The sequence below is a fragment of the Bacillus sp. FSL K6-3431 genome, assembly GCF_038002605.1.
Taxonomy (GTDB): Bacteria; Bacillota; Bacilli; order Bacillales; family Bacillaceae_C; genus Lederbergia.
The window spans coordinates 3,463,417-3,476,883 of the sequence record NZ_JBBOCT010000001.1; the positions used below are offsets into that span (position 1 = coordinate 3,463,417).

The 13,467-nt window shown below is 37.9% G+C and carries 12 protein-coding genes; 10 read left to right on the forward strand and 2 right to left on the reverse strand.

The genetic code is table 11. The annotated features are described in order from the left end of the window. The first annotated feature begins 164 nt into the window (after positions 1–164). The 6 genes from treC to MHB53_RS16865 all read left to right on the forward strand — a co-directional run bounded on the left by treC (position 165) and on the right by MHB53_RS16865 (position 8,540). Positions 165–1,835: an alpha,alpha-phosphotrehalase gene (treC, locus tag MHB53_RS16840; protein ID WP_340920495.1), complete on the forward strand. Its 1,671-nt coding sequence runs from the start codon at positions 165–167 to the stop codon at positions 1,833–1,835. 14 nt (positions 1,836–1,849) lie between these two features. Continuing rightward, positions 1,850–2,566, forward strand: coding sequence for a trehalose operon repressor (gene treR, locus MHB53_RS16845; RefSeq protein ID WP_340920497.1), 717 nt, complete (start codon positions 1,850–1,852; stop codon positions 2,564–2,566). A gap of 260 nt (positions 2,567–2,826) precedes the next feature. Next, on the forward strand, positions 2,827–4,518 hold the full coding sequence (locus MHB53_RS16850) for a methyl-accepting chemotaxis protein (protein ID WP_340920499.1): 1,692 nt from the start codon (positions 2,827–2,829) through the stop codon (positions 4,516–4,518). Positions 4,519–5,483: 965 nt separating this feature from the next. Continuing rightward, positions 5,484–5,825 carry a metal-sensitive transcriptional regulator gene (locus tag MHB53_RS16855; protein WP_340920501.1) on the forward strand — a complete coding sequence of 114 codons (342 nt, stop codon included), beginning with the start codon at positions 5,484–5,486 and terminating at the stop codon, positions 5,823–5,825. A 14-nt stretch (positions 5,826–5,839) separates the two neighbouring features. Beyond that, positions 5,840–6,046 (forward strand): copper chaperone CopZ, encoded by a 207-nt coding sequence (gene copZ / locus MHB53_RS16860; protein WP_340920504.1) that lies wholly within the window; start codon positions 5,840–5,842, stop codon positions 6,044–6,046. A gap of 76 nt (positions 6,047–6,122) precedes the next feature. Beyond that, the gene (locus tag MHB53_RS16865; RefSeq protein WP_340920506.1) at positions 6,123–8,540 is read left to right on the forward strand and encodes a heavy metal translocating P-type ATPase; all 2,418 of its coding nucleotides are present in this window, start codon (positions 6,123–6,125) and stop codon (positions 8,538–8,540) included. A 133-nt stretch (positions 8,541–8,673) separates the two neighbouring features. On the opposite strand, the gene MHB53_RS16870 is transcribed toward MHB53_RS16865, so the two are convergent. Next, positions 8,674–9,378, reverse strand: coding sequence for a hypothetical protein (locus MHB53_RS16870; protein WP_340920509.1), 705 nt, complete (start codon positions 9,376–9,378; stop codon positions 8,674–8,676). A gap of 125 nt (positions 9,379–9,503) precedes the next feature. Here MHB53_RS16870 and MHB53_RS16875 point away from each other — a divergent pair, with 125 nt between their 5' ends. The 3 genes from MHB53_RS16875 to MHB53_RS16885 all read left to right on the forward strand — a co-directional run bounded on the left by MHB53_RS16875 (position 9,504) and on the right by MHB53_RS16885 (position 11,916). Next, positions 9,504–9,944 (forward strand): DUF2521 family protein, encoded by a 441-nt coding sequence (locus tag MHB53_RS16875; protein ID WP_340920512.1) that lies wholly within the window; start codon positions 9,504–9,506, stop codon positions 9,942–9,944. A 71-nt stretch (positions 9,945–10,015) separates the two neighbouring features. Beyond that, entirely contained in the window at positions 10,016–10,726 is a 711-nt protein-coding gene (cwlD, locus tag MHB53_RS16880; RefSeq protein ID WP_340920515.1) for an N-acetylmuramoyl-L-alanine amidase CwlD, read from the forward strand. Positions 10,727–10,851: 125 nt separating this feature from the next. Further along, positions 10,852–11,916 (forward strand): P-loop NTPase, encoded by a 1,065-nt coding sequence (locus MHB53_RS16885; RefSeq protein WP_340920518.1) that lies wholly within the window; start codon positions 10,852–10,854, stop codon positions 11,914–11,916. A gap of 45 nt (positions 11,917–11,961) precedes the next feature. On the opposite strand, the gene gerD is transcribed toward MHB53_RS16885, so the two are convergent. After that, the gene (gerD, locus tag MHB53_RS16890; RefSeq protein ID WP_340920521.1) at positions 11,962–12,591 is read right to left on the reverse strand and encodes a spore germination lipoprotein GerD; all 630 of its coding nucleotides are present in this window, start codon (positions 12,589–12,591) and stop codon (positions 11,962–11,964) included. Between the two features lie 154 nt (positions 12,592–12,745). Between gerD and MHB53_RS16895 the strand changes: the two genes are divergently transcribed. Next, positions 12,746–13,420 carry a KinB-signaling pathway activation protein gene (locus MHB53_RS16895; protein ID WP_340920522.1) on the forward strand — a complete coding sequence of 225 codons (675 nt, stop codon included), beginning with the start codon at positions 12,746–12,748 and terminating at the stop codon, positions 13,418–13,420. Positions 13,421–13,467 lie beyond the last annotated feature (47 nt).

Sequence of the window (13,467 nt, forward strand, 5' to 3'; positions counted from 1 at the left end):
AGAAGAGCGCAATGCGCCCGTCTATTGGCGACAAGCACAAGACGAATTGGAGGAGGCAGATCCTCAGTCACCACAGCAATTTGGCTTGTGACCTGGAGTCTGAACAAGAAATAAAAAATAGTATTTTCTTATCTCATTTAAAAAATATTAAAGGTGTGTAAATAATGACTCAACCATGGTGGAAAAAATCAGTAGTATATCAAATTTATCCGAAGAGTTTTAAAGATACGACAGGCAATGGAACAGGAGATTTACAAGGGATCATTGAGAAGCTTGATTACTTAAAAGAGCTTGGTGTAGATGTGCTGTGGTTAACTCCTATCTATAATTCGCCACAACATGATAATGGCTATGATATTAGCGACTATTATCAAATTTATCAGGAATACGGAACGATGGAGGACTTTGAGCGTTTGCTTAAGGAAGTCCATAGCCGTGATTTAAAGGTTATTATGGATATTGTCGTGAACCATACGTCTACAGAACATGAGTGGTTTCAAATGTCCCTTTCTTCAAAAGACAGTCCATATCGTGATTTTTATATTTGGAAAGATGGAAAGTCAGAAGAAGCGCCGACGAATTGGCAATCGAAGTTTGGTGGTTCAGCATGGAAGTATGATGAAGAATCGAAACAATATTACTTACATTTATTCGATGTGACACAAGCCGATTTAAATTGGGAAAATGAACAGGTTAGAACATCTGTATATGAAATGATGACATTCTGGCTTGAAAAAGGCGTGGATGGTTTTCGACTGGATGTCATCAACCTTATTTCCAAAGATCAAGGCTTCCCAAATGATCGTTCAGGAGACGGGAGAAAGTTTTATACTGATGGACCGCGGGTACATGAATATCTTCATGAGATGAACGAAAAAGTATTTTCTAAATATGAGATAATGACGGTTGGAGAAATGTCTTCAACATCCATTGATAACTGTATTAAATACACAAGACCTGATCGGAAAGAACTGGATATGACGTTTAATTTTCATCATCTGAAAGTGGATTATCCGAATGGTGAAAAGTGGACGAAAGCCGACTTTGATTTTTTACAATTGAAAGGAATTTTAACTGAATGGCAAGTGGAAATGACTGATGGCGGTGGTTGGAATGCACTATTCTGGTGTAATCATGATCAGCCAAGGGCAGTATCCCGATTTGGTGATGATGGTAAATACCATTTGGAATCAGCGAAAATGCTCGCAACAACACTGCATATGATGAGGGGTACTCCTTATATATATCAAGGGGAAGAGTTTGGGATGACAGATCCTAAATTCGCACGAATGGAAGATTATCGCGATGTTGAGTCGTTAAACATGCACAGAATCAAGAAAGAAGAAGGAATGTCTGAAGAGCAAATACTAGACATTCTAGAGCAAAAATCCCGTGACAACTCCAGAACACCAGTCCAGTGGGATGAGAGTGCACATGCAGGGTTCACAACAGGTACTCCTTGGATAAAGACAGCTGAAAATTACCCAACTATTAATGCGAAAAAAGCAATCGCAGATCATAACTCTGTTTTTTACCATTACCAAAAGTTGATTCAATTAAGAAAAGAATATGATATTATCACAGAAGGCGATTATGAATTAATATTACCAGATGATAAAGCCATTTTTGCTTACACGCGCAATAAAGGCAATGAAAAATTACTTGTCATTAATAACTTTTATGCAGATGAAACGACATTTGCACTTCCGGAAAATGTCGAGGTTACGGGATTCACAGGTAGTATTTTATTATCTAACTACGCTGATTCCTCTGTAGAGTTCAATCAAATAAATTTAAGACCGTACGAGTCAATTGTTTATCACTTGAAAAAGTAACTGGGGATATGAACATGACAAATAAGTATTTAATCATTCATAATGATCTTGTAAATCAAATTGATGCAGGAGAATTTGCGCCGCGTGCGCTCCTGCCATCTGAACATGAGTTAAAAGATCATTATGACACATCGAGAGAAACAATTCGCAAAGCATTAAATTTATTGGCGCAGCAAGGCTATATTCAAAAAGTTAGGGGGAAAGGTTCGATCGTAATTAAAAATACGAAATTGGACTTTCCTGTTTCTGGTTTGGTTAGTTTCCATGAGCTTGCCCAGAAAATGGGTAATAAACCCAAGACGATTGTCCATGAACTTTCGCTAAAGAAACCTGAGCAGTATATTAAGAAACAACTTAATTTATCTGGAAAAGACCAAGTGTGGAATATCAGCAGAATTAGAGAAATCGGTGGAGAGAAAGTTATTTTAGACAAGGATTATTTGTCTGAAAAATTTGTACCTCATATTACGAAGGAAATCTGTGAACATTCCATTTATGATTATTTAGAGAATGAATTAAACCTATTAATCAGTTTTGCCAAAAAGGAAATTATCGTGGAAGAGCCAGAAGAAGAGGATAGACAACTACTTGATCTAGAAGGCTTCCATAGTATTGTTATTATCAAAAACTATGTGTATCTTGAAGATGCAAGTCTTTTTCAATATACAGAGTCGAGGCATAGACCCGATAAATTTAGATTCGTCGATTTTGCTAGAAGAAATCCTTTATAAAACGAGGTCGTCCTAAAAGCTGAAATGGGCTTGAGGACGACTTCTTTTTTACGATTTTTTCTATTGTTCGATATGAATCATTTTTCAGTCGATATTGTTGTTCCATAATGCATAATATTCCCTATATTTTAAAGTCTCTTCAAATTTTTTGGAACCTACCGATACTTATATATAGTACATATGCAAAATGGTATAGTCGTTGGAACCGATTGTACCGATTGTTTATGTAGCAGATTATAAAGAAATGAAAGGATTATGCAATGAAAAAGATATTTAGGTTTAAAAGTATAAGACAAAAAATGCTCATGGGCTTTTCTTTAGTTATTTTGCTAGTTATTATTTTAGGGGTTTATAACTTTACTGTGATCCAAACAAGCAATAAAGAAGCTAAAAATATTGCAAATAGAGAGCTTCCACTGCTAACGGCCAACGAAGGCTTGTCCAATACTATGGCAAATAGACTGGCAACAGCCCGTGGCTATGTGTTACATGGCGGCAATTATAAAGAACGATTTAATGAATACACAGAACAAGGTGAACATTATGAAGCGATTGTTAGGGAGATAGGAGTCTCAGAGGAATTTGACCGTTTGGTAAAAAAGACAGTTTCATGGCGAGAGATGATTTCTAATGATGTATTTGCTGAATATGACAAAGGGAATAAAGAAATAGCAACTAAAAATTTAGCAGAATCGGCTTCTGTTGCGCGTGAATTAATGGATGGTTATGATCAAATGGCTGAGGATAGTCGCACCTTAATTAATGGGATAGAGCAAGAGATTGTAGCAAACGGAGAAAATGTATTGCGTGTAGTAACGATCGTAACGGTGCTGGTAATAGTGGTAAGTATTGCAACAGCACTCATTACTTCAAACATGATTTCGAGACCAATAAATGTTGTAATGGGACGGATGAATGTAATAGCTAGGGGGAACTTAAGTGGTGAACCGTTAAAAACAAAATCAATTGATGAGATAGGTCAGCTTATTACGGCAACAAACGAAATGGCGAATGGCACACGCAAATTATTACAACAAATTAACGGTGTTTCCGAATCTGTAAACGGTCATAGCGAAGAATTAACACAAGCGACAGATGAGGTGAATGCTGGTTCGCAACAAATTGCTATGACAATGCAAGATTTGGCGGCTGGATCTGAGAGACAGGCTACTAGTGCAAGCGAATTGGCGTCAATTATGGGATCCTTTACTACAGTGGTAGGAGAGGCAAATGAAAATGGTGAAAAAATTAGAGGATATTCTAATTGGGTTCTGGAAATGACTAACGAGGGCAGTAAATTGATGGAATCCTCGGATAGGCAAATGGCTAAAGTAAATGAAATTGTATATGATGCAGTTGAAAAAGTGCAAGGATTAGACGAACAGTCACAGGAAATTTCCACATTGGTCTCCGTCATTCAGGATATTTCAGCGCAAACGAATCTGTTGGCATTGAATGCAGCGATTGAAGCTGCTAGAGCGGGTGAACATGGCCGTGGTTTCGCCGTGGTGGCAGACGAAGTAAGAAAACTTGCGGAACAAGTATCTGTTTCTGTAACCGAGATTACAGGTATTGTAAATAGTATCCAAAATGAATCAGGTATTGTAGCCGAATCATTAAAAGCCGGATATAAAGAAGTAGAATTAGGAGAAAGTCAAATAAAAACAACAGGTGAAACTTTCGCCGGTATTAGCTCTGCTATTTCGGAAATGACTAACAATATAAAAACAGTCTCTACAAACCTATCTGATATTGCGGATCAGAGCCAAAAGATGAGTAGCTCAATTGAAGAAATTGCAGCTATTTCCGAAGAATCGGCTGCCGGAGTGGAGCAAACTTCTGCTGCTGCCCAACAAACGAGTAGTTCGATGGAAGAAGTAGCAGGAAGCTCAGAGCAGCTCGCCAGTTTAGCAGAAGAACTAAATGGACTAGTTGGGCAATTTAAACTGTAATGATATCTTTATGATTTGCTATGTTCAACAATATTGTTATAAAACGATTTTGGGCTCATTCATGAGAAACACAGTTTTTAACGCCTTTCAGATCAAACAAGGCATAAAATAAAAAAGAAGTTGTCCAAGCGCTGAACGCTTAAGGCAGCTTCTTTTTTGTTTAATCATAAGGACGTAGGGGGAGCTATAGCGACAAAAGTAGCTTAGAAACGTATAAAATACAAAGGTGGTGTTTTATATGTCAGAACAAAACAAAGAGTTGAGAGAAAGAAAATTTGCTTTGGTTGAGAATGGGCTAGGATGACTGGTTAACGCGCGAAAATTGATGCAAAAGTTAATGACCCATATAGTGTAGTTTATGAAACAGAAAATGGACTTGTAAAAGAATATCCTAATGGGAAAATTAGTGAGCTCGATGAGAAAACCATGGATGGAAACCAATGATTCTTAATACCTTTTCCCCGGTAATGTACGTTTTCCCGGAAACAAAAGGAGTTGAAAAGGTAAACATGTGTTAAAGAATAACTATTTCTTGAAGACGAAGAAATACCCGAGAAAATATTAATTACAATTGAAATTATCTTTTGAAACGGTTTCTAATGGGAAATTTCAGCTAATATATTTTCCGGTTTTACGATATACTAAGTAAGGATAGTAAATGCCTCTGTAGCTCCAGAAGGGAAGAGCGCCGGAAAACATTGTAGCCACCGGGTCGCAAGGCAAAGGTTTCAGAAGCACCGAAAAGCAAATTAGCTGAGACAGGTGGAATTCCTGTCGGTGAAAACCCGTAGGGAAGCGTGTTCTCCCTTAGCCTATGCTTAGGAAACGAGAGCGGGTTCGAATCCCGCCAGAGGCTTTTTTTACATAGAGAGATAAGGGGGAAGAAAATCCTTTTGAAATTTTTTTATTTGTTATTGTATACCATACGGAGGTATGGTACTATTAAATTGTAGGAGGGGAATTAATTGGCGATAGAATTTGATAAAAATCTAATTAATGACGAGTCTAGTTGTGAAACTTCCTCTAATCGAAAAAGCCATCATTCAGATCAGGTGAAGAAGAACCTCGTGACGAGGCTGAACCGAATTGAAGGTCAGATTCGCGGTATAAAGGGTTTGATTGAACGTGATACGTATTGTGATGATGTGATTACACAAATTTCAGCTACGCAGTCAGCGTTAAATAGTGTAGGCAGAATTTTGCTTGAAGGCCATATGAAACAGTGTGTTGCGGAAAGAATTCAGGAAGGCGACATGGAAGTATTAGATGAAGTGTTGGTTACTATTCAAAAGTTAATGAAAAAATAAAGGGGTTAATAAATATGCAAACAGTAACATTGAATGTAGAAGGTATGTCTTGTGGTCATTGTGTGAAATCAATCGAAGATAGTGTAAGTAAATTACAAGGTGTTTCTAGTGTAAAAGTAAATCTAGAAAATGGCTTAGTAGATGTGGCGTTCAATAAGGGTGAAGTTGGTGTTGATGCTATTAAAGAAAAGATTGTTGACCAAGGCTATGACGTAAAATAAATGGAAATGTGCTTAGTTATAGCACATTTTATTTTTCAAAATAATATACCCCATGTAGGTATAAGGAGTTTTTATAATGAGTGAAAAGAAACTATTAGAAAGTCAATTCCAAATAACTGGTATGACATGTGCCGCCTGTTCGACAAGGATTGAGAAGGGTCTGAATAAAATGGAAGGAGTGGAGCAGGCGAATGTAAATCTGGCACTGGAAAAAGCGACTATACAATATGATGCCACATTGAATCCCGAAGCTATTCAGGAGAAAATTAGGGATCTTGGCTATGATGTAATAACAGAAAAGACAGAGTTATTATTAACCGGTATGACATGTGCTGCTTGTTCAACAAGAATAGAAAAAGGCCTTAATAAAATGGCGGGTGTAACAAAGGCATCAGTCAATCTAGCTTTGGAGAAAGCGACGGTTGAGTATAATCCTTCTGCAATTTCTCCGAAGGATTTAACGAATAAAGTAGAGGGTCTTGGATACGGCGCTACAGTGAAAAGAGATGGGGATGAAAAGGAAACTACTGACTATCGTTTGAAAGAGATTCAAAATCAGAAAAGGAAGTTTATACTTTCTTTGGTTTTCTCACTGCCACTACTTTGGACAATGTTTGCGCATTTTAGCTTTACATCTTTTATGTATGTACCAAGTGGTTTAATGAATCCATGGGTGCAAATGGCTTTAGCAACACCGGTGCAATTTTATATTGGCAGGCAATTTTATGTTGGAGCATACAAGGCATTACGAAATAAAAGCGCCAATATGGATGTGCTTGTCGTACTTGGAACATCTGCCGCTTATTTCTACAGTGTATATTTGACTATCCAATCAATCGGCTCAGATGTTCATGGAACCGGGCTCTACTTTGAAACAAGTGCTGTGCTAATCACATTGATCATTCTCGGAAAATTGTTTGAAGCTAAGGCAAAGGGAAGATCTTCAGAAGCGATTAAAAAGTTAATGGGATTACAAGCAAAGACAGCAATGGTTTTAGAAAATGGGCGAGAGAAGGAAATCCCTCTAGAAGATGTTATCGTGGGACAGATTCTGCTCGTCAAGCCAGGTGAAAAGGTACCAGTTGATGGAGTGATCGCAGAAGGTCAAACCGCTCTTGATGAATCAATGATCACAGGAGAGAGTGTCCCAATTGATAAAACTGTAGGTGATCCGGTAATTGGTGCGACTATCAATAAAAATGGCTTTATTAAAATAGAAGCGACGAAAGTAGGTAAGGATACTGCACTTGCCCAGATTATAAAAGTAGTAGAAGAGGCTCAAGGCTCGAAAGCGCCAATTCAGCGCATGGCTGATTTAATTTCGGGAATCTTTGTTCCAATTGTTGTAGGCATTGCGATAATTACATTTTTCATCTGGTATTTATGGGCTGACCCAGGTGATTTTGCTGGGGCGTTAGAAAAAATGATTGCTGTTCTCGTAATTGCCTGTCCTTGTGCACTAGGGCTAGCAACACCAACATCTATTATGGCTGGATCAGGTCGGTCTGCTGAGCACGGTATCTTGTTTAAAGGTGGCGAGCATCTCGAAACGACTCACCAAATCGACACAGTTATATTAGATAAAACTGGAACAATTACAAACGGAACCCCCGTTTTAACAGATGTATCGGCAGTAATGCATGAAAGGGAATTTCTATCCTTGGTGGGCTCCGCCGAAAAAGGATCAGAACATCCACTGGCGCAGGCGATCGTTCAGGGAATTAATGAAAAGAATATTGTATTGCGGGATGTATCCGAATTTGAAGCGGTTCCGGGATTTGGGATTCAAGCAATTGTTAGTGGAAAAAGGGTTTTAATTGGAACTAGACGTTTAATGAAGCAACATAATATACATGTTGAAAAACAAGCGTTTGATGAGATGAATTTGCTTGAAAGAGAAGGGAAAACAGCAATGATAGTAGCAGTAGATAGTGTATATGCAGGGTTGATCGCAGTTGCTGATACAATAAAAACAACATCTGTAGCAGCAATCAAACGTTTAAAAGAAATGGATCTTGATGTTATTATGATCACTGGTGATAACAAGCAAACTGCCCAGACAATTGCGAAAGAAGCGGGTATTGAGCATGTGATCGCGGAAGTATTACCAGAAGGAAAAGCGGAAGAAGTGAAAAAGTTACAGCAACAAGGGAAGAAAGTGGCGATGGTCGGGGACGGGATCAATGATGCTCCAGCTCTTGCCATTGCTGATATCGGTATGGCGATTGGTACGGGCACGGATGTGGCGATGGAAGCAGCCGATATTACGTTAATTCGCGGAGACTTAACCAGCATTGCTGATGCGATTTTGATGAGTAAAAAAACGATTAGTAATATCAAACAAAACCTATTTTGGGCCTTTGCTTATAATACGATCGGCATTCCGATTGCAGCATTAGGATTTTTGGCACCATGGCTAGCTGGGGCCGCCATGGCATTTAGCTCCGTATCAGTTGTTTTGAATGCATTAAGATTACAGAGAGTAAAACTATAAATTAAAGCTGCAGCAAAGACGCTGCAGCTTTTGATTTTTAAAAAGGTAAGTACCTCCACGTCAAGCGATGACTGAGCATGCATAGTACACAACTTTTTTTCTTGAACTTTCTTTAACCTAATTCTCTGATGTTTCAACTTGCTGGAACGAGTTCATTACTATTTAAAAAGTTCGCTATTTCTGAAGGTAAGACTTCACTGTCCCATGGCGACCATGAGTATCTCTCTCCATCGAAAAAGATCGAATATTTTCTGGCAACAGATGATGATGTATATAATAAGATTGCGTATGATTGGAATTGTGGATTATTATCATTATAACCATTAGTGGCTCCAGGTCGTCCCGATTGTAAATTGTTCATAATTTGTTCTATTTGTTCATGATCAGTGATGCTTCTATTTAAATCAAATTGTTTGTAGGAAGTTTCAAAAAATATATCTGCTTTAATAATGTCATTCTTTGCGAACATTGCAAAATCGTTAAGTTCTGCGGGATTTTTCTTTGTGTAGATTTTATACCCATTAAGTGTATCTGGATCTTTAATCGCAACGAGATTACCTTCATTATTTACACTAAAAACTTCTGTGCCTGGTAAAAGATAAGTGGCATCTCCATTTTTAGACCGATATTCTGAGTCATGTATATTATCGGCTATATTAAATGTGATCTCCCCCAATTTTCCTCCAATTAATATAGGATCAGCGATTTCTAGCCGGTAGGCTACTTCATATATTTCATCATTTATATGGATAAAATCAACCCATTCAATCATAAGATTAGGGGTTGTATTAGTACAACCAGTTAATAGAAGTAGACAAAAGAATAAGACCTTCTTCATTATAACACCATCCTTATTAAGTTAAGACGTTTGACAAGCGAAAATGTTTCATATTAATGCTAAAAATTTTATATGCATGGTTTTTCTTATTGGTTGAAAGCTATCAATATGGAGGCTGAATAGGTATGAGTGTGATAACAAGTTTTACAGAGAGAAAACGCGAAAAGCAATTAATAAATGAACGTAAACTTTTAAGCGACTTGTCCATACATTCGCTGAAAAAAAGTGTATTACTGCACTTTTATGCAGCAAGACTTGCATCGGATTTGCTTGATGAAGGAATTGAGGATGCTTGCCTGGATGTTGCGATTGAAGCATATTTAACAGGAGCCGATTATGGCAGGTTTATTGTTGGTGGTGAAACAATGGAAATGACTAGAAAACGATGCCAACAGGAACTAGCTCATTTCGCAGAAACCTTATATCACTTGTGGCTGTATCTCGATTATGGTAGGTGTACATTGCAAGACGAAGCTATTTTTTTAGTCTGTGAAAAATTTGTGGACTACTGGTGGAAGGAGGGATATGAAAAAGCGAAGCGCCGTTATAAATTACGGTTACATTAGAAAAATGAGAGTTCTAAATCTATATCTCGTCCCATATCCTTTTATGACTGATGCATGAAGGGGAAGATGAAATGGGGAGAAAAGTAAAGTGGACTTTATTTATACTTGGAGCAGCGGTGCTGTTTCTTCTTTTTCAATATCAAATGATTCCAAAAGATACATTTCGATCTTGGAATCTTCCGCTGTCAGGGAAAATTATTTATATTGATCCTGGACACGGCGGACCTGATGGAGGTGCGGGAGACAGTAAAGCCTTGGAGAAAGATATTGCATTGAATGTCTCGGACAAACTTCGTGATTATTTGCAGGAACAAGGTGCGCTCGTTTTAATGACAAGAGAAACGGATACAGATTTAGCTAATCCGGATATTAGAGGATATAGCAGGCGAAAGACGGATGACTTGAAAACAAGACTGAAAATGATTAATCAATCAGAAGCTGACTTTTTTATTAGTGTACATTTAAACTCAATACCTTCACCACGTTGGAGTGGGGCACAAACCTTTTATGCTCCACATTTGGTGGAAAATAAGCGGGCAGCAAAATTTATTCAGGAGGAATTGATAGGAAATCTGGGAAATACAACAAGAGAGGCAAAAACAATCGAAAATATATATTTATTGAAACATGCTGAGAAACCAGGTGTATTGGTTGAAATAGGATTTTTATCAAATCCGACCGAACGGGCTTCCCTCTTGAAGGAGGACTATCAAAAACAAGTAGCGGAATCTGTTTACAGAGGACTACTCAGATTTTTTACAGAGGAAAAAGTAAAAGAGTAAAACAGCGATCTGAAATATCAGTCGCTGTTTTGTTTTTCCATATTAAAAGCGGATATTCTTTAGAAAAAAGCACGATATGTTATACTTGAAAAGAAGCGAGACCATAATAAGGATGGTGTGATTAATTGGTTACTGAACAGCAAGCCGTTGAGTTATTGAAAGATGTAAAGGATCCAATCTTACATAAAACATTAGAAGAAACGAATGGAATTCTTGAAGTAAAAGTAAAAGAAGAGAAATCACATATAAGCGTTAAAATAGCACTTGCAAAAACAGGGACACCTGAACAACTTCAGTTACAAATGAAAATTGTGGAGATGCTCAAAGAGGCAGGGGCAGCCACTGTCGGAATCCGCTTTGCTGAATTATCGGAGGAAGAATTGGAAAAACATCGTGCAACAGGTGACCTTGCAGGGGAAGATGAAAACAATCTCCTCTCTCCGAATAATAAAGTGAAATTTATTGCCATTGCTAGTGGAAAAGGTGGAGTAGGAAAGTCAACTGTATCTGTTAACTTAGCCATTTCGTTAGCTCGCCTTGGAAAAAAGGTCGGATTGATTGACGCTGATATTTATGGTTTTAGTGTTCCTGATATGATGGGGATCACATCAAGACCCGTTGTAAATGGTCCGAAGATTGTTCCGGTTGAACGATTTGGAGTTAAGGTAATCTCGATGGGCTTCTTTGTTGAGGATAACGCCCCAGTAATTTGGCGTGGGCCAATGCTTGGAAAGATGTTAAATAACTTTTTTTCAGAAGTAGAATGGGGAGAACTAGATTATTTATTGCTTGATTTACCACCGGGAACTGGGGATGTGGCACTTGATGTGCATACGATGCTTCCGAGTTGTAAAGAGATCATCGTTACGACGCCACATCCGACAGCTGCTTTTGTAGCGGCGCGAGCCGGAGCGATGGCACTCCGGACGGACCATGAAATTATTGGTGTGATTGAGAATATGTCCTACTTTGAAAGTCGTTTAACACGAGAGAAAGAATATGTCTTTGGTCAAGGTGGCGGAGATAAGCTATCTGAAGAGTTAAGAACAGATTTACTAGGTAGACTCCCATTGCAACAACCTGATTGGAACGAAAATGATTTTGCGCCATCCGTGTATGCTGCCGAGCATCCAACTGGACAGATATATCAAGAAATATCAGAGGAAGTTATTAGGATTTTAGACAAGTAAAGAAAAAGACCGTCATATACAAAATGACGGTCTTAACTTTTATTATTAAGGACTGGTTCCCCCGGATCCTGATCCTCCCTCTTGTTTTCCACCTTGCTCCGTACCGCCTGATTCTTCTTTTTGTTTTCCGCCTTCCATTTCTTCTGCTGCTTTTAATAATATTTCTTGGATCTTTACTTTATAGAGTGGGCTTTCTATAGTTTCTGTAACAACTTTACGAAGATGCTCGCGAAATTCTTTGCTTTTAAGTGATTCTGCAATATCATCTTTTAAGGATGGGTCTTTCAAAAGGTCGATCATCATCCCTTGATATTCGGGATCCTTCATTAAGCCCTTTAATAGTTGTTCATTTTCCTTTTTCATACTTTTAGCGATGGATTCTGCAAATTTTGGATCTTCAAAGGATTTTTTCCAGAATTTAGTTCCCTTTTCGGAAGTTAGTGTTTTCTCAATCGTTTCCTTAATGACTGCTTGATCCATAGCAACTTCCTGCATTATTTCTTGATCAGCTAAAATATCTTTAATTGCCTTTTTTCCTTCATCTGTCTTTAATATATCGACAATCATCTTTTTTGTTTGTTCGTAATCAAGCTTTTCACCACCAGACTCACTGCCATTACAGGATGATAGTAAAAAAACAACTGATAACAGGAGTAAACAGCCTATTTTTTTCATCGGAAATGCTCCTTTCCATGTCGCAGTGCTCCTTACCTTTAATATGGGACTTTGTGAAGAATTTATGCACAATTGGAACAGACATAGATTTTTATTCTTAATATTGATAAAATCGATTTAATTAGGATATTTGACTATTGGAGGAAAACAATCAGTGACCATTCGAAACTTAATTAAGTTTTTATTTAACTCCCTCATGTTGGGTGGTTTGACTACAGGGATATTAGGATTTTTTATTCGTTGGAATGAGTTTCAGCCTTATTTCATGGAACTAAACTTGGGCGCGATTCTATCCACATTTATTTGGCTTGTTGGTGTAGGATTCATCTTCGCTGTTGTCAGCCAAGTTGGCTTTTTTGCATATTTGTTCATACATCAATTCGGGCTCGGGATATTCCGCTCCATATCTTTATGGAGTGCCGTACAGATTGTACTTATTATTATCGTTTTATTTGATTTAGTTTACTTCCGATTCCAAAAGTTTGCAGGAGAAGGAGAAAGTATTTTACCCTATGCGGGTCTGGCACTATTCATTTTGGTATCCGGTTTGATTGTTGCCTTTATAAAAGCCAAAATGACTAATCGGACTACGTTTGCTTCTGCGCTGTTTTTTATGATAGTCGTGACAATCCTGGAGTGGCTTCCAGTATTAGGTCCTAATGATGAAAGCTGGATTTATTTAATGATCTTCCCTTTGATTGCATGTAATGCATATCACATTTTAATGCTACAAAAGTATAATCAACTTTCTGCGGAAGAAATGGCAAAACGCGCTCCAAAAAAAGCTGAACCAAAAGTAAAAAGTAAAAAACCAAAAGCGAGCCGCTAATTAATTGGCTCGCTTTTGGTTTTTTTATTATCACATCTACCTACAGG

What these genes read in the sequence shown, in the direction of transcription:
- treC (WP_340920495.1), top strand. Translation starts at nt 165, where the DNA reads ATGACTCAACCATGGTGGAAAAAATCAGTAGTATATCAAATTTATCCG.
- treR (WP_340920497.1), top strand. Translation starts at nt 1,850, where the DNA reads ATGACAAATAAGTATTTAATCATTCATAATGATCTTGTAAATCAAATT.
- MHB53_RS16850 (WP_340920499.1), top strand. Translation starts at nt 2,827, where the DNA reads ATGAAAAAGATATTTAGGTTTAAAAGTATAAGACAAAAAATGCTCATG.
- copZ (WP_340920504.1), top strand. Translation starts at nt 5,840, where the DNA reads ATGCAAACAGTAACATTGAATGTAGAAGGTATGTCTTGTGGTCATTGT.
- MHB53_RS16865 (WP_340920506.1), top strand. Translation starts at nt 6,123, where the DNA reads ATGAGTGAAAAGAAACTATTAGAAAGTCAATTCCAAATAACTGGTATG.
- MHB53_RS16870 (WP_340920509.1), bottom strand. Translation starts at nt 9,378, where the DNA reads ATGAAGAAGGTCTTATTCTTTTGTCTACTTCTATTAACTGGTTGTACT.
- MHB53_RS16875 (WP_340920512.1), top strand. Translation starts at nt 9,504, where the DNA reads ATGAGTGTGATAACAAGTTTTACAGAGAGAAAACGCGAAAAGCAATTA.
- cwlD (WP_340920515.1), top strand. Translation starts at nt 10,016, where the DNA reads ATGGGGAGAAAAGTAAAGTGGACTTTATTTATACTTGGAGCAGCGGTG.
- gerD (WP_340920521.1), bottom strand. Translation starts at nt 12,591, where the DNA reads ATGAAAAAAATAGGCTGTTTACTCCTGTTATCAGTTGTTTTTTTACTA.